This is a genomic window from Nonomuraea sp. NPDC003707 (assembly GCF_053587055.1).
The window spans coordinates 525,952-549,996 of sequence record NZ_JBSFNK010000002.1 but is presented as its reverse complement, the minus strand read 5'-3'; the positions used below and the strand labels follow the sequence as shown (position 1 = coordinate 549,996).

Genomic DNA, 24,045 nt, shown 5'->3' with positions numbered 1-24,045 from the left:
AGACCGAGGAGTTTGCGATGACGAGCGACGACGACCAGGTGACCAGCCCTGAGGAGATGCTGCGCGTCATCGAGGAGCAGCGGGCCGCCACCACGAGGTGGCTGTACGGCGACCCGCTCCTGCTCTACGCCCCCTGGGGCATCGCCTGGCTGCTCGGCTTCACCGCGTTCTTCCTGCACTACGGCCTCGACGGCCGCCCGTACGCGCCGATCTCCCAGATGCAGGCGCTGGCGGTGCTGATGGGCGCGCAGATCGTGGCCGGGGCGGTGGCCGCGTTCGGGATCGTACGGATGAACAAGGGCATCCGCGGCGACCACACGGCCAGGGGCACGATGTACGGCTACGCGTGGTTCGCCGGGATGATGCTCGTGGTCGTCATCGCCACCAGGGTGAGCGACCTCCTGCCACCCGCTGAGAGCGGCCTCGTCTGGGGAGGCGCGTCGCTCATGGTCGTCGCGGTCATGCACATGGCCGGGGGCGCGATCTGGCTCAACTGGCCGATGTTCTTCATCGGGGCGTGGGTCGCGGGCGTCGACGCCGTAGGCGTGCTCCTCGGCGCCGGCTGGCACGCGCTGCTGACGGCGGTGCTGCTGGGAGGCGGCTTCATCGTCGCGGGCCTGTGGCTCAGGCGCTGCCGGTGAGCACGGACAATGCACCGCCGGAGCTCGACCCGGTGATCCACGCGCAGGCCAGGCTCCGGGTGGTCGCCGCGCTGAACGTGCTCGGCGAGGGGAACGAGCTGGCCTTCCCCGCGCTGAAGGACCTGCTGGGCATGACCGCGGGCAACCTGTCGGTGCACCTCAGCAAGCTGGAGGACGCCGGATACGTCCAGATCACCAAGACGCACAAGGGCCGCACGCCGGTCACGTTCGCGGCACTCACCAAGCGCGGACGGCTTGCCTTCGAGGACTACACCAAGGCGATCCGCGCCTTGCTCGACAATGCTGGAGGAATCTCATGACCATGCTCGCCAGGGCGATCGAGGTCACCCGTCGCTACGGCGACGTGCTCGCGCTCGACGGCGTCTCGCTCGACATCCGGGCGGGCGAGCTCGTCGGACTGCTCGGCCCGAACGGCGCGGGCAAGTCCACCCTGATCAACCTGTTCGTGGGGCTGCGCCGCCCCACCTCCGGCACGGTCGAGCTGCTCGGCGGCTCCCCGCAGGACCCGGCCATGCGGCGCGGGATCGGCGTGACCCCGCAGGAGACCGGGTTGCCCGAGTCGTTACGCGTCGGCGAGATCGTCGACTTCGTCTCCTCACATTTCACGAAAAAGGCGGATAAAGGGGAGCTGCTGGCCCGCTTCGGCCTCGACGACCTGGCCAAACGGCAGGTCGGCGGCCTGTCCGGCGGCCAGAAGCGGCGGCTGGCCGTGGCGCTGGCCTTCGCGGGCGACCCGCAGCTGGTCTTCCTGGACGAGCCCACGACCGGCCTGGACGTCGAGGCCAGGCGCTCGCTGTGGGAGGGCGTCAGATCCTTCCACGAGGGCGGCGGCACGGTCCTGCTGACCAGCCACTACCTGGAGGAGATCGAGGCTCTGGCCGAGCGGGTCGTGGTGGTGGGCCACGGCCGCGTGCTGGCCGACGACACGGTGCGGGCCGTGCGCGACATGGTGGGCGTGCGGCGCGTCTCGCTCGTCGCCGAGAACCTGCCCGAGCTGCCCGGCGTGATCGGCACCGAACACGAGGACGGCCGGACCCACCTGGTGACCACCGACCCCGACCGGCTGGTCGTCGAGCTGGTGCGCAGCGGCACCCCGTTCTCCGGCCTCGAGATCAGGCCGACCACCCTGGAAGAGGCCTTCCTCACCATCACCTCGAAGGAGACGGCCCATGCCTAGCCTGGTCCTCGCGCACACCCGCTACCTCATGCTGGAGCAGCTGCGGGTGCCCATCAGCCTCCTGGCCAGCGCGTTCTTCCCGGCCGTGTCGATGCTGGCGTTCGTGGTGCCGTTCGCGGGGCAGGATCCGAAGGGGGCCACGATGGCGACGGCGTCGCTGATGTTCTTCGGGGCCATGTCGGGGGCGTTGATCGGGCTCAGCATCACCGTCGCCCAGGACCGCGAGCAGCCCTGGAACCCGTACCTGCGCACGCTCCCGGCGGGCCCGTTCCCCCGCTTCGCCGCGCGGATCCTGACGACGGTGGCCGTCATGCTGATCTCGGTGATCCCCGTGCTGCTGGTGGCGGCGTTCCTCACGGAGGCCACCATCACGCCGGTGAAGCTGCTGCTCGGGCTGGCCGTGCTGGTCGTCAGCGGGATCCCGTTCATGCTGCTGGCCCTGTTCATCGGCTTCCGGCTGAGCTCGAAGGCGGCGATCGCCGTGTCGCAGATCCTGTTCTTCCCGCTGGCGGTGCTGGGCGGGCTGCTGCTGCCGCCCCAGGTCCTGCCCGGCTTCATCGAGGCCGTCTCCCCGTACGTGCCGACCCGGGGTGCGGCGGAGCTGCTCTGGGCGGTGACCGCGGACCGCGCCCCGAACGTGGTCGCCGTCGTCATGCTGGCCGTCTGGACGGTCGTCCTCGCCCTCGCCGCGGGCTGGGCCTACCGCCGCGACGAGGGCAGACGCTTCTCCTGAAATGGGGGGGTGTGCCGCCGAGTCCGCAGCGATCTCAACGGCACACCCGTCCGGGAGGGGGTCCTTGTTACTTCTTCTCTTCGAGGGTCACGGTGACGTCGGCCGTCTTGCCGTCCCTCATGTATGTGATCTTGACCTGTTGGCCGGGTTTAAAACCTCTGACCTGCCCAACTACAGTATCTCCCCCGTCAACCGCCTTGTCACCGATCTTGGTGATCAGATCGCCCTGCCGCAGTCCCGCCTTGGCCGCCGGGCTCCCGTCGGTGACCTGCCTGACGAGGGCTCCCGGCACGTCGCCGGTCGCGTCGGTGACGCTCACGCCGAGGAACGCGTGGCTGACCTTGCCGCTGCCGATGAGCTGCTCGGAGACCTGCTTGGCGGTGTTGACCGGGATGGCGAAGCCGACGCCGCCGCCCGCGGCGTCCGAGGCGATCGCGGTGTTGATGCCGATCAGCTCGCCCGCGGCGTTCACCAGCGCGCCGCCGGAGTTGCCGGGGTTGATGGCGGCGTCGGTCTGGATGGCGCCGGCGATCGTGGTGGTCCCGCTCCCCTGGTCCTGCTGCTGGCCCCAGCCCCAGCCGGGCGGGATCTGCTGCCGCTGCTCGCCGCCGACGGTGAGCGTGCGGTCGAGCGCGCTGACGATGCCCGCGGTGACGGATCCGTCGAGGCCGAGCGGGCTTCCGATGGCCAGTACGGGGTCGCCGACCTTGACGATGTCGCTGTCGCCGAGCGTGGCCTTGCTCAGCCCCGACACGCCTTCCGCCCTGATGACGGCGAGGTCGGTGGCCGGGTCGGTGCCGACGACGCTGGCCTTCGTGGTCTTGCCGTCGTTGAACTTGACGGTCATCTGCCCGCCGCCCTCGCCGGCGCCCACGACCACGTGGTTGTTGGTGAGGATGAGCCCGTCCTCCGACAGCACGACGCCGGAGCCCTCACCGGTCTGACCCTGGATCATCACGACGGTCGGCTGCACCTTGGCGGCCACCTGCGCGATGGTGAGCTGGTTGGAGGCCGACTTGAAGACGGGACTCGGCGTTGCGCTGCTGGCCAGCTGCGTCGGCTGGAAGGCGTTGGCGACGACGGCCCCCACGACGCCGCCGCCGATGGCCGTGGCCGCCAGGGCGAGCCCGGCGACGGTCTTGCGACCCGCGGCGAAGCCGAGCTTCTTCGGTGGCGAGGAAGGCGGGGCCGGCTGGTCCATGATCTGCGTGTCCCGCCGGGGAAAGCCCCCGGCGGCCGGCGGGTTGCTGCCGAACTGGCTCCACCCGCCGGTCCCCTGCTCGTGAGGCTCGTTCGCGTTCATCTGTCATCTCCCTCGAGTACCGATGACTCCAGGGTGCCAAGCGACGCGTAAGCGCACGTTAAGCCGCTGATCAGAGCTTTATGAGAAGTCTGAACGGGCGCCTTATCCGCCAAGGTGAAACCGTCGGGGACGGTCCGGAGGAAATGCGGAAAATTTACCCGGAAGCCGGCCAGTACTCGTCTCTGAGCAGGCGCTTGTAGAGCTTGCCCGTCGGGTGGCGGGGCAACTGCTCGCGGAAGTCCACCGACTTCGGGCACTTGTAGTGGGCCAGGCGCTCCCGGCAGTACGCGATCAGCTCCGCCTCCAGCCCCGGGCCGGCCTCGGCCATGGAGACCGGCTCGACCACGGCCTTGACCTGCTCACCCATCTCCTCGTCCGGCACCCCGAACACCGCCACGTCGGCCACCTTCGGATGCACCGACAGGACGTTCTCGGCCTCCTGCGGGTAGATGTTCACGCCGCCGGAGATGATCATGTACGAGCGGCGGTCGGTGAGGTAGAGGAAGCCGTCGGCGTCCAGGCGGCCGATGTCGCCGAGCGTGGTCCAGCCCCTGCCTTGAGGGTCTTCCGCGGAGCGGGTCTTGCCCGGGTCGTCGTGGTACTCGAACCGGCCGCCCTTCTCGAAGTAGATCGTGCCGTGCTCGCCCGGGGGCAGGTCGTTGCCGTCCTCGTCGCAGATGTGCACGATGCCGAGCAGGGAGCGGCCGACCGTGCCCTTGTGCTGGAGCCAGTCCTGGGAGTTGACGTAGAGGAAGCCGTTGCCCTCGGTGCCCGCGTAGTACTCGTGGATGATCGGGCCCCACCAGTCGATCATCTGCTCCTTGACGGGGACGGGGCAGGGGGCGGCGGCGTGGATCGCGTACGCGAGCGAGGAAATATCGTACTTTGTCCGGGTTTCCTCGGGCAGTTTGAGCATCTTGATGAACATCGTGGGCACGAGCTGCGCGTGCGTCACCCCGTACCGCTCCACCAGCGCCAGGAACTGCTCGGGGTCGAAGCGCTCCATCACCACCACCGTGGCCCCGAGCCGCTGGAACGTCAGGCTGTAGCGCAACGGGGCGGCGTGGTAGAGCGGGGCCGGCGAGAGGTAGACGCTGCCCGCCGACGGCGCGAACAGCGCCTGGACGAGCTGGAGCAGCATGCCGGGCTCGGTGAGCGGGCCGTGCGCCGAGGGGATCTTGACGCCCTTCGGCCGTCCCGTGGTGCCCGAGGAGTAGAGCATGTCCACGCCCATGCACTCGTCGTCGATCGGGGTGGCCGGCTGCTTGGCGACCGCCTCCTCGTACGACGCGAAGCCCTCGGCCGTGCCGTCCAGCATGAGCCGCAGCTCGACCCCGGGCGTGGCGTCGGTGACCGAGGTGGCGACGGCGGCCAGGTCGGCGCTGGAGATGAACGCCCGGGCGCCGCAGTTGCCGATGATGTAGGCCAGTTCGTCGGTCTGCAGGCGGGAGCTGATCGGCGTGTAGTACAGCCCCGAGCGCTGTGCCGCCCAGGCGACGGCCAGGAAGAGGGGGTGGTTGGCGAGCATGAACGCGATGTGGTCACCGGGCCGCAGCCCGGCGGCGCGGAACAGGTGGGCCAGCCGGTTCGACTCCTCGTCCAGCTCGCGGTAGGTGATGATCCGTCCGGAGCCCGCCATGATCACAGCGGGCTTGTCTGGGGTGACTGCTGCGATGGCTCCCGGATACATGACCGAACACTATTCGGTGCCCCGCGCCCACGCCAGGCCGCGCGCCCGCCCATCCCCTTTGCGTGTCGGCGGGACGGGCGACGCGGCTTCGCGCGGGTGGGGTCACTCGGCGGGGATGACGGAGCCCTCGTACTTCTGCTTGATAAAGTCCTTGACCTTCTGGTCCTGCAGCAGCTTCCCGAGCGTGACGATGTTGGCGTCCTTCTCGTGGCCGGCCTTGACGACGAGGCCGTTCACGTACGGGTTGCCCTCGGTCTTCTCCAGCACCAGCGCCTGCGAAGCCGGCTTGAGCCCCGCCTCGATGGCGTAGTTGCCGTTGATGACGGCGGCGTCCACGTCCTCGAGCGAGCGCGGGAGCTGAGCGGCCTCGAGCGGCTTGAACTGCAGCTTCTTCGGGTTGTCCACCACGTCGCGCTCGGTGGCGGCGGTGCCGACGCCGTCCTTGAGCTTGACCAGGCCGTTGTCGGCGAGCAGCTTGAGCGCGCGGCCCAGGTTGGTGGCGTCGTTCGGGACGGCCACGGTCGCGCCGGCGGCCAGCGCGGACACGGAGGTGATCTTCTTGGAGTAGAGGCCCAGCGGCTCCAGGTGCACCGGCGTGACAAAGGTCAGCTTGGTGCCCTTGGAGGCGTTGAAGTCGTCCAGGTACGGCTTGTGCTGGAAGAAGTTCGCGCTCAGCTGGCCCTCGTCGAGCTGCACGTTCGGCTGCACGTAGTCGGTGAACTCCACGACCTCGAGCTTGAGCCCGGCGGCCGGGGCCAGGTTCTGCTTGACGAAGTTGAGGATCTCCGCGTGCGGCACCGGGCTGGCGCCCACCTTCAGCACGGTGTCGGCCGACTCGGCGGCCGACCCAGTGGCCGTCGTCGCGGACTGCGACGTTCCGCATGCGGCGAGCGACAAGGCCAGCGCAACAGCACCCGCTATATAACGAAATTTCATGATTTTTCCTTATTTGTGAGATAGGCGCCGAGCGACCCAGTCGCCCAGGCTTTGCAGAAGTTGCACGATGATGAGGAGCAAGACGACGGTCACGATCATCAGCAGCGTCTCGAACCGCTGGTAGCCGTACCGGACCGCCAGGTCGCCCAGCCCGCCGCCGCCGAGCGTGCCGGCCATGGCGCTGTAGCCGATGAGCGCGACGACGGTCACGGTCAGGCCCGCGACCAGCCCGGGCAGCGCCTCGGGCAGCAGGACCTTGCGCACGATGGTGGCCCGGCTCGCGCCCATGGCCTGCGCGGCCTGCACCACGTCCGGGCCGACCTCCCTGAGCGCCGTCTCGACGAGGCGGGCGAAGAACGGCACCGCGCCGACCGTGAGCGGCACCACGAACGCGGCAGTCCCGATGGTCGTGCCGACGACGAGGCGGGTGAACGGGATGATCGCGATCATCAGCACGATGAACGGCAGGGACCGCCCGATGTTGACCACGAACCCGAGGGCCGACTTGAGCGCCGGCGCCGGCCGCAGCCCGTTCCGGTCGAACACCACCAGCGCCACGCCGAGCGGCAGCCCGAGCAGCGCCGTGAACAGCGTCGACCAGCCGACCATCTGCGCCGTCTCCAGCGTCGCCGGACCGAGCAGCGGCAGGATCTCGTCCCAGTTCATGCGCTTTCCTCCACGATCAGGCCCGCGTCACGCAGGTACGCCAGCGCGGCGGCGGTTTCGGCGCCGTCGAGCGCGACCCGCAGCCGGCCCACCGAGCCGCCGGCGAGGTCCTCGATCGAGCCGCCCAGGATGCTCAGGTCCACGGAGAACTTCCTGACCACCTCCGACACCACCGGCTGCCGCGGGTCGCCGGTGAACGTCAGCGTCACCGAACCGGCCGGGGCGGGCTCGGGCAGCGGGAAGATCTCCCTGGTCAAGCGGGATCCGGGGGTACGGATGAGGTCCGCGATGGCGCCCGACTCCTCGATGCGCCCGTTCGCCATGATGGCGACCGAGTCGCAGACGCTCTTGACGACGTTCATCTCGTGGGTGATGAGCAGGATCGTCAGGCCCAGCTCGGCGTTGAGCCGCTTGAGCAGGGCGAGGATCGACTGGGTGGTGGCCGGGTCGAGCGCCGAGGTGGCCTCGTCCGACAGCAGCACGGACGGGTTGCCCGCGAGCGCCCTGGCGATGCCGACCCGCTGCTTCTGGCCGCCGGAGAGCTGGTTCGGGCGGTCCTTGCCGCGGCCCGCGAGCCCGACCAGCTCCAGCAGCTCGGCCACGCGGCGGTCGCGCTCGGCCCTGGGCACGCCCATGATCTCCAGGGGGAAGGCGACGTTGCCCGCGACCGTGCGCGAGTTCAGCAGCGCGAAGTGCTGGTGGATCATGCCGATGCGCTGGCGGGCGCGGTTGAGCTCGGCGCTGCGCAGCGCGGTCAGGTCCTGCCCCGCGACGGTGACGGTGCCCGCGGTGGGGCGTTCGAGCAGGTTGACGCAGCGCAGGAGCGTGCTCTTGCCGGCGCCGCTCTGGCCGAGCACGCCGTAGATCTCGCCTTCGCGCACGTGCAGATCGACGCCGTCCAGCGCCACGGTGTCCCCGTACTGCTTGCGCAGGCCTGAAGCCTGGATCACGGAATATCCCCACGACTGATAGCGGCCCGTCGGCGGGCCGCGCGGAAACGTACATCACATGAAGGAAGAAAAGGGGGCCGGCGTCAGCGGGTGCCGGGGTGGAAGGGCAGGTGGCTCAGCCTGCGCAGCACGAAACAAGGTGCGATCATGGTGACCTTCGAGGAGGAACGGGCGGATCTCTGCTTCAGCTCGGCATTCGCCCCATACGACAACACGAGCCGTCCCGGTGGGCGCTCGTGTCGTACGCGTATGCCTCGTTCACGCCCGATTCAACGGATCCCTTGACTCCCCTTATTCCCTACTTCTTTGGTGATCTGAGTCACGATGCGCCAGCCGTGGCCTGGGACCACGGCCGGATCCCCCCGATCGTCCTGGAAGGCGGCCCGCGCGTCGCCGATGAGGAAGCTGTGCGGCTGGTCGCCGAGGTTCAGCAGCGTCACGACCTCCTCGCCGGGTCCCCCGCGGCTGCGGAGCGCGACGGTGGTGTTGGTGAGCTGTTCGGCGGTGGTCCGGGCTCGGTGCAGCCACGGGTGGCGCCTGCGGAAGCCGATGAGCCGCTGGTGAAGCCGGTAGACCTCGGTCCCGTACGGCGGCAGGCCGCCCGGCTCCGCGGGGAACGCCGGTCTGATCGCGTCGTCGCCGCCCGCCCGTTCCTCCTTCAGCCCCTGGAACGCCTGCTCGTCCCCGTAATAGACGCTGGGCAGGCCCGCGACGGTGAACAGCACGGCCAGCGCGTGGCCCAGGTGGCGGGGGTCGTCGAGCCGGGTGGCGAGCCTGGTGACGTCGTGGTTCCCGACGAACGTGAGCGGCACGAACGTGTCGAGCAGCTTGTCGTGGCGGTCGAGGGCCCAGGCGAGCTCGAAGAGGTTGCGGTCGTTGAGCGAGCTCCAGATGGCCTTCCACAGCTCGTACTGGGTGACCGAGTCGAGCCCCGACTCGCTGACGTAACCGGCGTAATCGCCGTGAATCACCTCGCCGCCGAACCACGCCTCGGGGTGCCGTCGGCGTACCTCCGGCAGGATCTTCCGCCAGAACCACGCCGGCACGGCGTACGCGGCGTCGAGCCGCCACCCCGAGGCGCCGCGGCGGAGCCAGTGGTCGAGCACGCCGGCCACGTACGTCTGCACGGCGGGTTGGGCGTGGTCGAGCGTGACGAGCCCGTGGTGGCCCTCGAAGACCTCGTAGCCGCCGGCGGCGCGCTTGAACCATCGTTCGCCGGCCGCGAAGGAGCGGCCCACGTGGTTGAACACGCCGTCGAGGACGACCCGCAGCCCGCGGTCGCGCGCCTTGGCGACGAGGGAGTCGAAGTCCCGATCGTCGCCGAGGCGCGGGTCGATCCTGAGGTGGTCGACGGTGTCGTACCCGTGGGACTCGGCGGCGAAGATCGGGCCGAGCTGCAGGCCCGAACAGCCCAGCTCGACCGCGTAGTCCAGCCATGACTCGAGATGCCGCAGCCGGTGCCGCACGCCCTCGGCAGGCTCTGCGGTGGCGGGGGCTCCGGCGAAACCGAGCGGGTAGACGTGCCACCAGATCGCATGTTCAGCCCACGACGGCACGAACGCTCCTTTCCCGGCGTACCACCCAGGGCAGATACCCGAGCCCCAGGGCCAGTACGCAGCCGATGGCCGTGTCCGCCAGCCGGTACCCGATCGTGGCGGGTGGCACACGTGCGCCGCCCTCCATGAGCAGCAGGACGAGCGGGGTCATGACGGTCGCGTACAGGGTGTAGTTGCGCTCCTTGAGCGCCGGCCTGACCGCGGCGAGCGCGGCGACGAGCAGCACGAACAGCCACGACGGCGGCACCCACAGCAGCGCGGCGGATCCGGCGACGACTCCGGCGGCGGTGCCGGCGGCCCGCTCGACCGACCGCCTGGCCGCGCCGTCCAGGCGGCGCCGGACGACGATCACCACGGTGACGGCGATCCACGACGCGGCCGGCTGCGGCCACAGGAGACCGACGGCCTCGGCGGCGGCGAGGCAGGTGGTCAGGCGGATGGCGTACTGCCACCCGGGCGCGCTCCCCAGCGTCCGCCACCAGCGCCGCAGCAGCGCTCTCGCCGGAGGAGGAGCCGGCCGAGGCTCCCCCGGCTCGGCGGGCCCCTTCCGGGCGTGGAGGCAGAGCGCGGTGACCAGCAGGCCCCAGGCCGCCCCTCCGGCGAAGAGCACGGCGGCGGCGACCGGCTCGACGCCCTTGGCCACGCCGGTGCTGATGACCATGAAGACGATGAAGCGGGTGCTGTGCTCGGCCATGGGGCGGCTGATGCCGCCGGCCACCGCGAGCAGGCCCGCGATCAGCACGACGGCGACGGCGGTGAGCCACCCGCGCCCCGCGACCACGACCCCGGCGAACCCGGCCACAGCCGTGCCCGCCACCGCGGCGGCGCCATGGACCAGGCCCGGCCGGGCCTCGTTTCCGAAGAGGCCGCTCACGGCGAGGGCTCCGATGGCGGCCAGGGCGCCGGACGCAGGCTGCCCCAAGGCGACTCCCCACGCGACCGGCCCGCCGAGCCCCAGCCCGGCGGCGACCATGTGTCGCAGCTCGATCCGCACGTCGGCACCTCCCGACGCGGGAGCCTACCCCAATTTCCTAAGCATTGCGTAGCAAGTCAGCACGCTTTCGGCGCTTGATGCTGTCGAATTAGTAAGTGCTATCGTAATAATCATGGACGACGAGGAACTGCGGGCCACAGCCGTGGCACTCCGCCGGGCGACCATCGGCCTGGCGCGGCGGCTGCGCGACGAGCGCCCCGCGCACGGCCTCGGCCGCCTGGCCCTCTCCCTGCTCGGCCACCTGCACCGGCGCGGCGCGATGACGGCGGGAGAGCTTGCCGCCGCCGAGCACCTCCAGCCCCAGTCCGTGACCCGCGTGCTCGCCTCGCTGGAGGAGCAGGGCCTGATCCGCCGCTCGCGCGGGGAGACCGACCGCCGCAGGCACCACATCGTCCTCACGGAGGACGGCATGGCGGCGCTCACCCAGCAGGTCGGCACCACGGATCTGTGGCTGGCCGAGGCCATGGCCGGCAAGCTCACCCCCGCCGAGTGCCGCATCCTGGCGGTGGCCGCCGACCTGCTCGAACAGCTCCGCTAGCGGTAGGGGTCGCGCAGCGGGGTGACGCGCTCGGCGAAGTCGGCCTTGATCCGCTCCATGCGGGGCCCCGGCGCGTAGAAGCGGCCCTTGGTCTCGCCGTACGGCCGGAGCCAGCCCTTGGCGGCCAGGTCGCGCAGGTCACGCGCGGCCTGCCCCTGGCTGAGGCCCTCGTCGGACTGGTAGCGGCTCCTGCGCAGCCGCCTGTTCACGAAGACCTCGTAGAGCGCGGAGACGGTACGGCTGTTGAGCCCGTCGGCGTCGACCTGCTCCTCCAGGAGCATCCAGATCTCTCCGGCTTCGGCCAGGCGCTGGCGGACCCGCTGGGCCTGCAGGTGGTGCGCCTTCAAGCAGAACCGCACCCACGGCAGCGTGTCCCCGTGAGGGCCCCATCGCCGCCCTCCTACCTCGCCCAGCACGTCGTAGTAGTCGAGGGTGACGCGCTGCTGGCCGAGCCACTCCTCGATGGAGCAGAACTCGGGCAGCAGGATCTGCTCCCGGCCGAGGACGAGCGTCTGCAGCGCCCGCGACATCCGGCCGTTGCCGTCACGCCACGGGTGGATCTTGACGAGGTTGAAGTGGGCCATGGCGGCCCGGACATAGCCGGGGACGTCGAGGTCGCCCTCGTTCAGCCAGGCGACCAGCTCGTTCATCGCGCCGGGGACCAGCTCGACGTCAGGGCCCTCGTAGACGACCTCCCCCGTGTCGGAGTCACGGATGAAGATGGCTCCCGGCCGGACGACGCCCGGCCCCTTGTTGCGATGGTGACCGATGACCATGAAGTTGAGCGCGTTGAGCATCCCGGCGTCGTAGCGGAACACCGGCGCCCGCGACAGCACCTGGATGTACGTCAGCGCCTGCTGGTAGCCCGCGATCTCCTGAGCCACCGACATCGACGTCTCCAGCGGCTCCTCACCCGCCATGATCGACTGGATGTCCTCGACGCTGGCCTGGTAGCCCTCGATCGAGTTGGAGCCCTGGATCGCCCGCGCCTGCAACTGCCTGCGCAACTGCCCGTCCCACCGATGGGTCTCGGCGAGCCGGTACTTCAGGTCGCGCCGCATCTCCTCGATCTCCTCGAGGACTGCTTTGTCCGCGGGCTCCAGCGCCGGGGTCTCGTACAACATGCCCACATAACAGCATGGGCGAATCATCCAGTCAAACGACTGAATGATTCGCCCATTTATGCCCCGATTAGGCGGCTACCGTGGCGGCCACCTGCGCCGGGGTCAGCGCGATGTCGAGGACCTCGCGCACGTCGCTCACCGCGTGGATGGTCAGCTCGTTGCGAACCTCCTCGGGCACGTCGTCCAGGTCCGGCTCGTTGCGGGCCGGGATGAGGACGGTCGTGATGCCCGCCCGGTGCGCGGCCAGGAGCTTCTGCTTGACGCCGCCGATCGGCAGGACCCGCCCGGTCAGGGAGATCTCGCCGGTCATGGCCACGTCACTGCGTACGAGACGGCCCGACAGGAGGGAGGCCAGCGCGGTCGTCAGCGTCACACCGGCCGAGGGGCCGTCCTTGGGCACGGCGCCCGCCGGGAAGTGGACGTGGACCGAGCGGTCCTTCAACGCGGTGACCGGCAGCTCCAGCTCCGCCCCATGCGAGCGGAGGTAGGACAGCGCGATCCTGGCCGACTCCTTCATCACGTCGCCCAGCTGGCCGGTCAGCGTGAGGCCGGTCTCGCCGGTCTCCGGGTCGGCCATGGACGCCTCGACGTACAGGACGTCGCCGCCTGCTCCGGTGACCGCCAGGCCCGTGGCCACGCCCGGCACCGAGGTGCGCTGGGTGGACTCGGGCAGCGACGACTCCGGCACGAACCGCGGCCGCCCGAGGTAACCCACGAGGTCGCCCTCGCCGACCCTGACGGGCAGCTCGTCCTTGGCCGCCACCTTGCGCAGGATCCTGGCAACCGAGCGCTCCAGCGACCGGACGCCCGCCTCGCGGGTGTACTCGGCGGCCAGCCTGCGCAGCGCGTCGTCCTCGACCTTGACCTCCTCGGCGCTCAGCCCGGCCAGCTCCAGCTGCCTGGGCAGCAGGTGGTCGCGGGCGATCGCGACCTTCTCGTCCTCGGTGTAGCCGTCGAGCGTGACGATCTCCATCCGGTCGAGCAGCGGCCCGGGGATGGCCTCGAGCACGTTGGCCGTGGCCAGGAACAGCACGTCGGACAGGTCCAGCTCGACCTCGAGGTAGTGGTCGCGGAACGTGTGGTTCTGGGCCGGGTCGAGCACCTCCAGCAGGGCCGCCGTCGGGTCGCCTCGGTAGTCGGAGCCGACCTTGTCGACCTCGTCGAGCAGGACGACCGGGTTCATCGAGCCGGCCTCGCGGATGGCGCGGACGATGCGGCCGGGCAGCGCGCCGACGTAGGTGCGCCGGTGGCCGCGGATCTCGGCCTCGTCGCGTACGCCGCCGAGCGCGACGCGTACGAACTTGCGGCCCATCGCGCGGGCCACGGACTCGCCCAGAGACGTCTTGCCGACTCCGGGAGGGCCGGCGAGGGCGAGCACGGCGCCGCTGCGGCGGCCGCCCACCACGCCGACACCCTTGTCCTGGCGGCGCTTGCGCACGGCCAGGTGCTCGATGATGCGGTCCTTCACGTCGGACAGGCCCGTGTGGTCGGTGTCCAGCACGGCCCGCGCGCCGGTGATGTCGTAGTTGTCCTCGGTACGGTCGTTCCAGGGGATGTCGAGCACCGTGTCCAGCCAGGTGCGGATCCAACCGGTCTCAGGCGACTGGTCGGAGGTCCGCTCCAGCTTGTCGACCTCCTTGAGCGCGGCCTCGCGCACCTTCTCCGGCAGGTCGGCGGCCTCGACGCGGGCCCGGTAGTCCTCTTCCTCGGTCTCGGTGTCGCCGTTGAGCTCCTTGAGCTCCTTGCGCACGGCGGCGAGCTGCTGGCGCAGCAGGAACTCACGCTGCTGCTTCTCCATGCCCTCCTGGACGTCCTTGCGGATCGTCTCGGCGACGTCGAGCTCGGCGAGGTGCTCGCGGGACCACTCGATCAGCCTGGCCAGCCGTTCGGCGGGGTCGGCGGCTTCGAGCAGCTCGACCTTCTGCGCCGTGGTCAGCCAGGGGGTGTAGCCGGAGCTGTCGGCCAGCACCGAGGGATCGTCGATCTGGTTGACCTGGTCGACCACCTGCCAGGCGCCGCGCTTCTGGAGGATCGTGGTGGCCAGCGCCTTGTACTCCTTGGCCAGCTCCTGAGCGCGCTCACCGGCGGCGACGGTGTCGATCGTGTCGGCCTCGACCCACAGCGCGGCACCCGGGCCCGTCGTGCCGGTGCCCACGCGGACGCGGTTGACGCCCCGGACCACGGCGGCAGGCTCGCCGCCGGGCAGCCTCCCGACCTGCTCGACAACGGCCTGCACGCCGATGGCGCCGTAACGGCCGTCGATCCGGGGAACGAGGAGGACCCGCGGCTTGTTGCCACCGGATGCACGGGCCGCGTCGATGGCAGCCCGCACCTCGGAGTCGGACAGGTCCAGCGGAACCACCATGCCCGGCAGGACGACCTCGTCGTCCAGCGGCAGGACCGGAAGGATCAGGCTCTCACTCATGCGAACTCCAAAGGTTGAGTTATACCGACTCAATTCATTGGAGCCCTCCGTTGTTCCCTCTCTTGCCGATGTTCGCTCACGGCGATCGTAATTGTGTAAGCGATACCTGAGGGGGACGTGCGGGATCAAACCCTGGTGTGACGCCTGGCGGGGCGGACGCCCGTACCCTTGACCAGGTGATCTCCGTCCCCCGCCGCCGCTTCCTCAGCCGCCGCCGTGGTCGTGGCGCGGCCGCCGAGGAGCAGGCCAGCGCGCCAGGCGGGAGCGGCGAGGAGCGGGCAGGCGTGCCAGGCGGGGGTCGCGACGAGGCGGCGGCCGAGCCGCACGACGATGACGTGGCAGCCCGGCGGCGTGGTGGCGGGGAGCGTTCGGGCGAGCGGATCGGCCGGTCACCGTCCAGCACGGACGGCGAACGGAACGGCGGCGAACGGAGCGGCGGCGAACGGGGGCTCTTCGGGCGGCTCGGGGCGTGGGCGGCTCGGGGGTTCCTCGAGCGGCAAGGGGCGTCGGCGGCTCGGGGATTCCTCGGGCGGCTCGGGGCGTCGGCGGGACGGGCCGTGTGGGCCGTTTCGGGGGCGGTCGGGCTCGCCTTCTTCCAGGGCGACGCCGATCCGCCGCCGAAGGTGCGGCGGCTGGCGTTCGGGGTGCCGCGGCGGCTCAGGCTGCTCGTCCCGTTCACCGTGATCAGCCTCGTCCAGGTGGCGGAGCTGATACTGGCGCTGCTGCTCTACAGGCAGACGCTGAGCACGGTGTGGTCGTGGTACCTCGGCCCACAGATCGGCCCTTACCGACAAGGGCCGATCTGGGAGGGCTTCGTCTACCTCACCGCCGTGGCGGTCGCGCTGCCCGTCGCCCTGCGCGACCGGTGGCCGCTGGCGGCCTGGCGGGTGTCGTTCGCGCTGATGCCCGTGGCCGTCGGGGTGACCAGGACGATCGGGTTCCCTCACGGCGAGATGCCGTACATGACGTGGCTGATCGTCTCCTATCTGCTGGTCCTCTACTCCGTGGCCGTGCGCTGCGACCGGCGGATCACGGTGGCCGTCTGGGTCGTCACGTTCCTGGCCACCTGGATCATCGACCCCAACTCGATGCCGGTCGCCATGGTCGTCGTGTCGGTGGCGGTGCTGTTCGGCTACAACGTGCGGGTCCGCCGTTCCGCCACGGCGAAGCTGAAGACGGAGGAGCGGCGCACCCGGCAGGCCGAGAGCGCGCAGGCGGTGCTGGCGGAGCGGGCCCGCATCGCCAGGGAGCTGCACGACGTGGTCGCGCACCACATGTCGGTGATCGCGATCCAGGCGGAGGCGGTGCCGCTCAAGGCCAGGGGCGATCCCGCCCAGTTGGAGGCGGGGCTGGCGGAGATCCGAGGGCTGTCGCTGGAGGCGATCGCCGAGCTGCGCCAGGTCCTCGGCGTGCTGCGCGATCAGGACGGACGCGTCGACACCGCCCCTCAGCCCGGGCTCGACCGGCTCGACGAGCTGGTCTCCAACGCCCGCGCCGCCGGGCTGGCCGTGCTCGTCAAGCGCGCCGGCCCGCTCGACCGGCTGCCTCCGGCCGTGGGGCTGTCGGCGTACCGAATCGTGCAGGAGTCGCTCAGCAACGCGATGCGGCACGCGCCCGGCTCGACGGTGGCGCTGGACGTCGCACACCGGCGGGGTGAGCTGCGGCTGCGCGTCGCCAACGGCCCGAGCGTCGCGCCCGGCGCGGGGCCCGGCGCGGGTCAGGGGGTGGTGGGCATGCGCGAACGGGCGACGCTGCTCGGCGGCACGCTCGACGCCGGTCCGGTGACAGGTGGAGGCTTCGAGGTACGTGCCACGCTGCCCGTCACCGACGCCGACGAGGAGGCCCATGAGCACCTCATCACAGGGGACGACGTCGGATGACCATAGAGAGGGAGAGGGCTTGATCCGGGTTCTGATCGCCGATGACCAGGGGATGGTGCGCACGGGGTTCACCGTGTTCCTGAGCGGGCAGCCGGACATCGAGGTCGTGGGCGAGGCGGCCAACGGGCGGGAGGCCGTGGAGCGGGCCTCGGCGCTGCGCCCCGACGTGGTGCTCATGGACGTGCGCATGCCGGTCATGAACGGCCTGGAGGCGACCAGGGAGCTCCTGTCGCGTGGCGGGGCGCCGAAGGTGCTCATCCTGACGACGTTCGACCTCGACGACTACGTCTACGAGGCGTTGCGGGCCGGGGCCAGCGGGTTCCTGCTCAAGGACGCCTCCGCCGCCCAGCTCGTGGAGGCGGTGCGGGTGGTCGCGGCCGGGGAGGCGCTCATCGCCCCGGCGATCACCAAGCGGCTCATCCACGAGTTCGCCAAGCTGGGCGCGCCGCGACCGGTGACGGGCAAGCGGCCGGCCGAGCTGACCGAGCGCGAGACGGAGGTGCTGACGCTGGTCGCGCAGGCGCTGTCCAACCAGGAGATCGCGGAGAAGCTGTTCGTGGCGGAGCAGACGGTCAAGACGCATGTCGGGCGGGTGCTGATGAAGCTCGGCCTGCGCGACCGCGCCCAGGCGATCGTCTTCGCCTACGAGACCGGCCTGGTCCGCCCCGGCGAGTAACCCTGGGGGGTGCCCGCTCCTTTGCGCGGCCCCGTTCCCCCTCGCCCGACCAGCATCCGTGCCGGCCTTCCCGCTGGCGCCCCTCCCTTACACAACCCCCGTTCCCCTTCACGGGCCGCCGCCGTACAGTCGGCGGATGGACCCGGTTGAGCTCTTCCATCAGGTGGCGGCGACCGTTCCCGCCTACAGGACCTTTCTGGCGGAGAACCACATCAACCCCGAGCAGATCTCGACATCCCAGGATTTCGTCGGGCTGCCGATGACGTCCAAGGAGAACTACACCCACCGCCACCCCCTCCCCGATCTGTGCAGGAACGGCACGATCGGGGACATCATCGCCGTGTCCTCCGGCTCGACCGGTGTCCCGTCCTTCTGGCCGCGCTCGGCGGCGGACGAGCGCGTGATCGCCGCCCGTTTCGAGGAGGTCTTCAGAGACTCCTTCGACGCCCGCGAGCGCCGTACCCTCGCCGTCGTCTGCTTCGCCCTGGGCACCTGGGTCGGCGGCCTGTTCACCGTCAACTGCTGCCGTCACCTGGCCGAACGCGGTTACCCGATCACCGTGGTCGCCCCCGGCACCGACCGGAGGGAGATCCTGCGGGTCATCCCCGAACTGGCGCCCCACTTCGACCAGGTCGTGCTCCTGGGCTACCCGCCGTTCCTCAAGAACGTCATCGACACCGAGGACCTCCCCTGGGCCGACTGGAACATCAAACTCGTCACGGCCGGTGAGGTGTTCAGCGAGGAGTGGCGCACGCTGGTCGCGCGGCGGGCGGGGATCGCGGACCCCGTCCGGGGAATCGCCTCCCTGTACGGCACCGCCGACGCGGGCGTCCTGGGCAACGAGACCCCGCTGTCCGTCGAGATCCGGCGCTTCCTGTCCACGCGCCCGGACACGGCCAGGGAACTGTTCGGCGAGTCCAGGCTTCCGACGCTCATCCAGTACGACCCGCAGGTCCGCTTCTTCGAGGAGCACGAGGGCACCCTGCTCTTCTCCGGCGACAACGGCATCCCACTGATCCGCTACCACATCGCCGACGAGGGCGGCGTGGTGCCGTACGAGGACATGCTGGGCTTCGTCCGGCGGCACGGCTTCGAGCCGGCGGCCGGAGGGCCGGAGCGGCCGTTCGTGTACGTCTTCGGCCGCAGCCACTTCACCGTGTCCTACTACGGCGCGAACGTCTACCCGGAGAACATCGCGGTCGGCCTTGAACAACCGGAGGTCAGCGGCTCGGTCACCGGGAAGTTCGTGGTGGAGGTGGTGGAGGACGCCGACCGGGACCGGCACCTGACGATCACGGTGGAGCTGATGCCCGGCGAGAAACCGACCGACGAGATCGCCCAGGCGGTGGGAGGGTCGATCCTGGCCCAGCTGCGGCGGCTGAACAGCGAGTTCGCCAACTATGTGCCCGTCCCGCAGCAGGTGCCGTTCATCCGGCTACGGGAGTCCGGCGACCCCGAGTACTTCCCCCTGGGCGCCAAGCACCGTTACACCCGCTGACCCAGGCGGGGCGATGCGGAACTCCACGACCCGCCGCTCGGCCCTGGCCAGGTCGGAGTCGTGGATGGACGGTCTCTCGCGAGTACGCACGCAGGCCGTCGCCGTACACAGTGCTCGGCACTACCGGTCGGATCGCGGCTGGGCTGGGCGGGGCGGGGTGACGGGGTACGGGCACCCGTTCCACACGACTCCACACGGCGTTCTCCGACGACGCGAGGCGACGCAGGAAGCGGCGATCTGTGGCCGGCTCGCCGAGCTGCCCTCCAAGCCTGATCCGAAGCGCCGCCGGAACGCCGCGCGCTTCCACACGCCGTTAGAAGGCCCCGGACGGGTACGCCGAGGCGGAGCCCCGTTCAAGGCGATCGCCGGGCATTAGGCCGCCGGGCACGCACCGTAGTCCCGTATCCCCCTCCGGTACTACGGGAAAGGTCAAACCCTGCGGCGACGCGGACGACAGGCCACTCTCCGTAACGTTCCCAGCATGCTCAGAAACCTTCTCCTCGCAGGGCTCGTGACGGTGGGGGCGCTCATGGTGTGGCCGGGGCAACCGGGCGGGCGGCTGGTGCGGGTCTACGGCGACCTGGCCACGGCCGACCGGGTGGCGGTCATCGTGCCCGGCGCCGACACGACGGTCGCCACGTTCGACGACGGCACAAAGCGGCCCGGAGGCGCGGCGAGGGCCCTGCTGGCGGAGGCCGCGCGGCTCGCCCCGCGCGAGCGACTGGCGGTGGTGGCCTGGCTGGGCTACGACTCCCCACCTACGCTGAGCCTGGGCGTGCTCACCAGCGACGCGGCGGTCAAAGGTGCCCGCGCACTGCGCCGCACCATCATGGAGCTCCACGCGCGCACCCCGGCTCCGATCGCGTTGCTGTGCCACAGCTACGGCTCGGTCCTGTGCGCCAAAGCCGTCCCCGGCTTACCCGTGACCGACCTCGCGGTCTTCGGCAGCCCCGGCCTCGACGCACCCTCCGCCACCGCCCTGACCCAACCAGCCCGCCCCCCGGAGACCACCCGAGCCGCCGCCCTGACCCAGCCAGCCCACACCGCGGAAGCCACCCGAGCCGCCGCCCTGACCCCTCCGGTCCGCGCCGCGGAGACGGCCCGAGCCGCCGTCAGCGCGCCGACCGCAGACACCACTCGTGGCATGACAGGCGGACACGACGCTCAAGGTGCAACAGACCCGCAGGACGCCCGCGGCACGACTGGCGCGCAGGACGATCAGGACGCGGCAGACTCATACAACGTCCAAAAGGCGACAGGCTCGGTCGGCGCACAGGATCCCAAAGGCGCGCAGGAGGCGGACTCGCCGGACACCACAGGCACGCCAAGCCCGCCCGATGCCGGGGACGCGGCAGGCTTGCCGGGCTCCTGGAGCACGGCACGCGTAAAGGGTGCTCAGGGCGGCGCGAAAGGTGCGGCGGTGGTGCCACTGCGGGTGTGGGCAGGGCTGGGGGAGAACGACTGGGTCAGGTTCGTGCCGAAGGTCAAGCTCGGGCCCGTGGGCTTCGGCGCCGACCCTATGAGCCCTTCGTTCGGAGCTCGTGTCTTCGCGGTGGGCTCGGGCGGTCACAGCGACTACTTCACCCCCGGGACCCCATCACTGCGCAACCTGACCCTCATCGCTCTCGGATACGAAGGCGAGGTGACCTCTTGACGTGGTGTTTCCTGGGTACGAGACAGAAGAACCGGATTTTGATGACATGGTGTCGTCATCAGCTTGACGCCGGATGCCGATGTTTGTGACACTTTGTCATGAAACTTCCGTGCGAGTTGAGGTAGGCCGTGAGCACCCCGTTCTCCGAAACCCTGAAGAACGCCACCTGGGCTGACCACGAGTCCGCCGAAGGCGAGAGCTATCTCGCGGAGCTCATGGGCGGCCGGCTGAGCGAGCACGAATACGGCGAGATGGTAGCTCAACACTACTTCGCGTACATAGCGCTTGACGGCGTGTCACGCCAACTTGCCGATCATCCGATGGCGGGCCGGTTCGTCTTCCCTGAGCTGTATCGGGAGCGAGCGCTGGAGCGGGACCTTGCGACGATCTACGGTCCGAGCTGGCGGAGCCGGATCGTGCCGTCCAAGGCCACCCGCACGCTGGTAGCGCGGATCCACCAGGTGGCCGATTGGCCGAGCGGCTACATCGCCCACCACTACACGCGCTACCTGGGCGATCTGTCCGGTGGTCAGTTCATCCGCATGGAGCTGCAGAAGATCTACGGGTACGGCACGGGCGGGGGCGTCGACTTCTACATCTTCGACGGGCTGGGCAGCCTGCCGAGGTTCAAGAACGAGTACCGTGCGCGGCTGGACGAGCTCGAGCTGGACGACCGGGAGCGTCAGCGCATGATCCGCGAGGTGAAGCTGGCATACCAGCTCAACACCGAGGTACTCGCCGAACTCCTCCACGTCGTCAAGACCGCCGCCTAACCACCAGCACCCCGCCGCCACGACCGCCGCCCAACGCCCGGCGACCGGCCTCACCACGCGGTCACAACTGCCAGCCGATTAGCCACGGACGCCCCTTACGTGCGCCGCCCAGCCACCAGCGGCCCTTCGTCACGGCCGCCACCCGACGACCGACGGCCCGCCCCGCCACGCCTCCGCGGCTGGCGTCCAAACACCGGCAGGCACCCTCACCACGCCACCGGAACCGGGGCCCGACCCCCGACAGCCGGGCCTCCCCCGACGTCGCAAGCACCATCCACCCCCAGCAGCCCCTCGCCACGGCCGCCACCCAACATCCGGCGGCCAGCCCAGCCACGCCTTCGCGGCTGCCATCCAAACACCGGCGGGCGCCCTCATCACGTCGTCAGGACAGCCCACCAACCACCGGCGTGCATCTCACCACATCATCAAGACCGACCACCAGCCGCCGATGGATGCCCTCGCCACATCATCAAAACAGCCCACCAACCACCGGCGCACACCTCGCCACGTCATCAAGACAAGCCACCAACCTCCGGTGGAAGCCCTGGCCACGTCATCAAGACAGGCCACCTATCACCGGCACGCACCCCCACCACATCATCAAGACCGACCACCAACCACCGGCAGGCGCCCCACCGCATCATCAAGGCAAGCCATCAACCGCCGATGGGCCGTTCTCGCTGGTCCGGTGTCCGTTGGCGGTGGGGGGATTCGGAGGGGAGGGTGAATGAGGGGAGTGCGCGTCGGCTTGTGACGATCCCGGCCTACGATGGGCGTATGCCTCGGATCTCCGCCGCCACGATCGGCGAGCATCGAACGCAGACGCGAGACCGGATCCTGCAGGCCGTCTCCCGGCTGTCCAGGGTGCACGGTATCGACGCGATCTCGATGACGGACGTGGCCGGCGAGGCCGGGATCACCAGGACCGTCCTGTACAACTACTTCCCCGACAAGGCGGCGCTGTTGCTGGCGTTCACCGAGCGCGTGACCCAGTACTTCATCGACAGCTACGAGCAGGAGCTGCCAGGCGGTGCCTCACCGGCTGATCGGCTGCGGGCGTTCGTGCGGCTGCAGTTGACCGGGCTGGTCGCCCATCCGCACCCGGGTGCCGCTGATCTCAGTGCCGCGCTCGGGCCCGACGCCTACCAGCAGCTGGCCGAGCATGTCGCGCCCATGCAGCGCATTCTGGTGGAGATCCTCGAGAGCGGGGTCGAGTCCGGCGATTTCCGGGTGCTCGACGTGCAGGCCACAGCTCGCATGATCCTCGCCGTCGTCGGCGCCGAGCGGGTTCCGCTGATCAGCGGGAGCGTGACGGTGGACCGGGCCGGGGAGCTGGTGTCCGAGTTCGTGCTCCGGGCCATCGGCGGACTCGCGTGAGCGGTACGGCTGACGGCCCGGGGACGGCGCCCGTGAACGGCCATGTCCAACTCGGGTCCGCCCGCGGCCGCTGGATCCTGGCGGCGACCGTGCTCGGCTCCGGGCTGGCGCTGCTCGACAGCACCGTGGTCAACGTCGCCCTCCCGTTCCTGGGCAAAGAGCTCAACGCGGGCATGGACGGCCTGCAGTGGACGATCAACGCGTACACGCTCACCCTCGCCGGACTGATCCTGCTGGGCGGGTCGCTGGGCGACCGGTACGGGCGGCGGAAGATCTTCTTGATCGGCACGGTGTGGTTCGCCGTGGCCTCGGCGCTGTGCGGGCTGTCGCCGAACATCGAGTTCCTGATCTCGGCCCGAGCCCTGCAGGGCGTCGGCGGGGCGTTGCTCACGCCGGGTTCACTGGCGATCATTCAGGCGTCGTTCGTGCGGCACGACCGGCCCCGGGCCGTCGGGGTGTGGTCCGGGCTGGGCGGTGTGGCCAGCGCGATCGGGCCGCTGCTGGGCGGCTGGCTGGTGCAGAGCGTGGGGTGGCGCTGGGCGTTCCTGATCAACCTGCCGTTCGCGGCGCTGATCGTGCTCGTGACCCTGCGGCACGTGCCGGAGAGCAAGGACGAGGAGGCGGCGGGGCGGTTCGACGTGCTGGGGGCGGCGCTGGCGGCGCTGGCGCTGGCCGGGATCACGTACGGGCTGATCGAGACGGGCGCGCCGATACCGCTGATCGCGGGGCTGGTGCTGGGCGCGGCCTTCGTGGTGACCGAGATCCGCAGGTCGCCCGACGCGCTGGTGCCGGTGGAGATCTTCCGCAACCCGGTCTTCACCGCCGTGAACGTGGTGACGCTGATCATGTACGCGGCCATGGGCGTGGTGTTCTTCCTGCTCGTGGTCCAGCTCCAGGTGGTGTCCGGGTTCGGGCCCATCGCGGCGGGGCTGGCGATGCTGCCGACGACGATCCTGATGCTGCTGCTGTCGCCCCGGGCCGGAGAGATCGCCAAGCGACGCGGGCCACGCTGGCCGATGACGGGCGGGATCCTGCTCGCGGCCTGCGGGTTCCTCGCGATGAGCACGATCGGGCCGGGCGCCTCCTACGCGCTGCAGGTCCTGCCCGCGGCGACCCTGTTCGGGCTGGGGCTTTCGGCGACGGTCGCGCCGTTGACCTCGACCGTGCTGGCCACCGCCGAGGAGCGGCACGCCGGCACCGCCAGCGGCGTCAACAACGCCGTGGCCCGTACCGGGAGCCTCCTCGCCGTGGCGGCCGTGCCGCCGCTGGTCGGGCTGGTGGGTGACGCGTTCAGGAACCCGCCGGTGTTCAACGCCGGGTTCCACATGGCGATGCTGGTCAGCGCCGGGATGATGGTGGTGGCGGCGCTGATCACGTTCTTCACGATCAGGACGAACGTGCTGGCGGTCGACGACGACCAGCCCGACTGAGTC

The 24,045-nt window shown here is 70.3% G+C and carries 21 protein-coding genes; 12 read left to right on the top strand and 9 right to left on the bottom strand.

Going from position 1 to position 24,045, the window contains the following annotated elements:
- Nucleotides 1–17: 17 nt before the first annotated feature.
- From ACWDRB_RS06580 to ACWDRB_RS06565, 4 genes are read left to right on the top strand one after another with little or no spacing between them, the layout of a single operon-like run.
- On the top strand, nt 18–641 hold the full coding sequence (locus ACWDRB_RS06580) for a hypothetical protein (RefSeq protein WP_449892108.1): 624 nt from the start codon (nt 18–20) through the stop codon (nt 639–641).
- Nucleotides 638–961 (top strand): transcriptional regulator, encoded by a 324-nt coding sequence (locus tag ACWDRB_RS06575; RefSeq protein ID WP_449892107.1) that lies wholly within the window; start codon nt 638–640, stop codon nt 959–961. Before ACWDRB_RS06580 ends, ACWDRB_RS06575 begins: the two co-directional genes overlap by 4 nt.
- Entirely contained in the window at nt 958–1,839 is an 882-nt protein-coding gene (locus ACWDRB_RS06570; protein WP_449892106.1) for an ABC transporter ATP-binding protein, read from the top strand. Before ACWDRB_RS06575 ends, ACWDRB_RS06570 begins: the two co-directional genes overlap by 4 nt.
- Nucleotides 1,832–2,572 (top strand): ABC transporter permease, encoded by a 741-nt coding sequence (locus ACWDRB_RS06565; RefSeq protein ID WP_364247138.1) that lies wholly within the window; start codon nt 1,832–1,834, stop codon nt 2,570–2,572. The genes ACWDRB_RS06570 and ACWDRB_RS06565 overlap by 8 nt, the downstream gene beginning before the upstream one ends.
- Nucleotides 2,573–2,639: 67 nt before the next feature.
- Here ACWDRB_RS06565 and ACWDRB_RS06560 read toward each other — a convergent pair whose 3' ends face one another.
- The 7 genes from ACWDRB_RS06560 to ACWDRB_RS06530 all read right to left on the bottom strand — a co-directional run bounded on the left by ACWDRB_RS06560 (nt 2,640) and on the right by ACWDRB_RS06530 (nt 10,667).
- The gene (locus ACWDRB_RS06560) at nt 2,640–3,875 is read right to left on the bottom strand and encodes a S1C family serine protease (protein ID WP_449892105.1); all 1,236 of its coding nucleotides are present in this window, start codon (nt 3,873–3,875) and stop codon (nt 2,640–2,642) included.
- Between the two features lie 154 nt (nt 3,876–4,029).
- Nucleotides 4,030–5,565 carry an AMP-binding protein gene (locus ACWDRB_RS06555; RefSeq protein ID WP_449892104.1) on the bottom strand — a complete coding sequence of 512 codons (1,536 nt, stop codon included), beginning with the start codon at nt 5,563–5,565 and terminating at the stop codon, nt 4,030–4,032.
- A gap of 102 nt (nt 5,566–5,667) precedes the next feature.
- Complete coding sequence (locus tag ACWDRB_RS06550; protein WP_449892103.1) at nt 5,668–6,501, bottom strand: MetQ/NlpA family ABC transporter substrate-binding protein; 834 nt, start codon at nt 6,499–6,501, stop codon at nt 5,668–5,670.
- Nucleotides 6,502–6,510: 9 nt separating this feature from the next.
- Nucleotides 6,511–7,167: a methionine ABC transporter permease gene (locus ACWDRB_RS06545; protein ID WP_363964193.1), complete on the bottom strand. Its 657-nt coding sequence runs from the start codon at nt 7,165–7,167 to the stop codon at nt 6,511–6,513.
- Nucleotides 7,164–8,117 (bottom strand): methionine ABC transporter ATP-binding protein, encoded by a 954-nt coding sequence (locus ACWDRB_RS06540; protein WP_355192227.1) that lies wholly within the window; start codon nt 8,115–8,117, stop codon nt 7,164–7,166. The genes ACWDRB_RS06545 and ACWDRB_RS06540 overlap by 4 nt, the downstream gene beginning before the upstream one ends.
- A gap of 269 nt (nt 8,118–8,386) precedes the next feature.
- Nucleotides 8,387–9,673, bottom strand: a complete 1,287-nt coding sequence (locus ACWDRB_RS06535; protein WP_449892102.1) for an alpha-amylase family glycosyl hydrolase — start codon at nt 9,671–9,673, stop codon at nt 8,387–8,389.
- Nucleotides 9,657–10,667, bottom strand: a complete 1,011-nt coding sequence (locus ACWDRB_RS06530) for an FUSC family protein (RefSeq protein ID WP_449892101.1) — start codon at nt 10,665–10,667, stop codon at nt 9,657–9,659. Before ACWDRB_RS06530 ends, ACWDRB_RS06535 begins: the two co-directional genes overlap by 17 nt.
- Nucleotides 10,668–10,779: 112 nt before the next feature.
- Between ACWDRB_RS06530 and ACWDRB_RS06525 the strand changes: the two genes are divergently transcribed.
- Nucleotides 10,780–11,205, top strand: a complete 426-nt coding sequence (locus ACWDRB_RS06525; protein WP_449892100.1) for a MarR family winged helix-turn-helix transcriptional regulator — start codon at nt 10,780–10,782, stop codon at nt 11,203–11,205.
- On the opposite strand, the gene ACWDRB_RS06520 is transcribed toward ACWDRB_RS06525, so the two are convergent.
- Nucleotides 11,202–12,329 carry a Fic family protein gene (locus tag ACWDRB_RS06520; protein WP_449892099.1) on the bottom strand — a complete coding sequence of 376 codons (1,128 nt, stop codon included), beginning with the start codon at nt 12,327–12,329 and terminating at the stop codon, nt 11,202–11,204. The two genes, ACWDRB_RS06525 and ACWDRB_RS06520, sit on opposite strands and share 4 nt — an antisense overlap.
- A 67-nt stretch (nt 12,330–12,396) precedes the next feature.
- Nucleotides 12,397–14,754, bottom strand: coding sequence for an endopeptidase La (gene lon, locus ACWDRB_RS06515; protein ID WP_449892098.1), 2,358 nt, complete (start codon nt 14,752–14,754; stop codon nt 12,397–12,399).
- A gap of 176 nt (nt 14,755–14,930) precedes the next feature.
- On the opposite strand from lon, the gene ACWDRB_RS06510 reads away from it, so the two are divergent.
- From ACWDRB_RS06510 to ACWDRB_RS06480, 7 genes are all read left to right on the top strand, one after another.
- On the top strand, nt 14,931–16,634 hold the full coding sequence (locus tag ACWDRB_RS06510; protein WP_449892097.1) for a sensor histidine kinase: 1,704 nt from the start codon (nt 14,931–14,933) through the stop codon (nt 16,632–16,634).
- Nucleotides 16,635–16,653: 19 nt separating this feature from the next.
- The gene (locus tag ACWDRB_RS06505; protein WP_350726749.1) at nt 16,654–17,310 is read left to right on the top strand and encodes a response regulator transcription factor; all 657 of its coding nucleotides are present in this window, start codon (nt 16,654–16,656) and stop codon (nt 17,308–17,310) included.
- 136 nt (nt 17,311–17,446) lie between these two features.
- Nucleotides 17,447–18,808 carry a phenylacetate--CoA ligase family protein gene (locus tag ACWDRB_RS06500; RefSeq protein WP_449892096.1) on the top strand — a complete coding sequence of 454 codons (1,362 nt, stop codon included), beginning with the start codon at nt 17,447–17,449 and terminating at the stop codon, nt 18,806–18,808.
- A 481-nt stretch (nt 18,809–19,289) separates the two neighbouring features.
- Complete coding sequence (locus ACWDRB_RS06495) at nt 19,290–20,462, top strand: alpha/beta hydrolase (protein ID WP_449892095.1); 1,173 nt, start codon at nt 19,290–19,292, stop codon at nt 20,460–20,462.
- A 128-nt stretch (nt 20,463–20,590) separates the two neighbouring features.
- Nucleotides 20,591–21,235 carry a biliverdin-producing heme oxygenase gene (locus ACWDRB_RS06490; RefSeq protein WP_449892093.1) on the top strand — a complete coding sequence of 215 codons (645 nt, stop codon included), beginning with the start codon at nt 20,591–20,593 and terminating at the stop codon, nt 21,233–21,235.
- 777 nt (nt 21,236–22,012) lie between these two features.
- Nucleotides 22,013–22,612, top strand: coding sequence for a TetR/AcrR family transcriptional regulator (locus tag ACWDRB_RS06485; protein WP_350726742.1), 600 nt, complete (start codon nt 22,013–22,015; stop codon nt 22,610–22,612).
- Nucleotides 22,613–22,644: 32 nt separating this feature from the next.
- A complete protein-coding gene (locus ACWDRB_RS06480; protein WP_449892092.1) occupies nt 22,645–24,042 on the top strand; it encodes an MFS transporter in 1,398 nt (465 codons plus the stop codon).
- Nucleotides 24,043–24,045: the final 3 nt, after the last annotated feature.

Excerpts from the sequence above, each read along its gene's own strand:
- ACWDRB_RS06580 (WP_449892108.1), top strand. The coding sequence starts at position 18 with ATGACGAGCGACGACGACCAGGTGACCAGCCCTGAGGAGATGCTGCGC.
- ACWDRB_RS06570 (WP_449892106.1), top strand. The coding sequence starts at position 958 with ATGACCATGCTCGCCAGGGCGATCGAGGTCACCCGTCGCTACGGCGAC.
- ACWDRB_RS06565 (WP_364247138.1), top strand. The coding sequence starts at position 1,832 with ATGCCTAGCCTGGTCCTCGCGCACACCCGCTACCTCATGCTGGAGCAG.
- ACWDRB_RS06560 (WP_449892105.1), bottom strand. The coding sequence starts at position 3,875 with ATGAACGCGAACGAGCCTCACGAGCAGGGGACCGGCGGGTGGAGCCAG.
- ACWDRB_RS06555 (WP_449892104.1), bottom strand. The coding sequence starts at position 5,565 with ATGTATCCGGGAGCCATCGCAGCAGTCACCCCAGACAAGCCCGCTGTG.
- ACWDRB_RS06550 (WP_449892103.1), bottom strand. The coding sequence starts at position 6,501 with ATGAAATTTCGTTATATAGCGGGTGCTGTTGCGCTGGCCTTGTCGCTC.
- ACWDRB_RS06545 (WP_363964193.1), bottom strand. The coding sequence starts at position 7,167 with ATGAACTGGGACGAGATCCTGCCGCTGCTCGGTCCGGCGACGCTGGAG.
- ACWDRB_RS06525 (WP_449892100.1), top strand. The coding sequence starts at position 10,780 with ATGGACGACGAGGAACTGCGGGCCACAGCCGTGGCACTCCGCCGGGCG.
- ACWDRB_RS06520 (WP_449892099.1), bottom strand. The coding sequence starts at position 12,329 with ATGTTGTACGAGACCCCGGCGCTGGAGCCCGCGGACAAAGCAGTCCTC.
- lon (WP_449892098.1), bottom strand. The coding sequence starts at position 14,754 with ATGAGTGAGAGCCTGATCCTTCCGGTCCTGCCGCTGGACGACGAGGTC.
- ACWDRB_RS06500 (WP_449892096.1), top strand. The coding sequence starts at position 17,447 with ATGGACCCGGTTGAGCTCTTCCATCAGGTGGCGGCGACCGTTCCCGCC.
- ACWDRB_RS06495 (WP_449892095.1), top strand. The coding sequence starts at position 19,290 with ATGCTCAGAAACCTTCTCCTCGCAGGGCTCGTGACGGTGGGGGCGCTC.
- ACWDRB_RS06485 (WP_350726742.1), top strand. The coding sequence starts at position 22,013 with ATGCCTCGGATCTCCGCCGCCACGATCGGCGAGCATCGAACGCAGACG.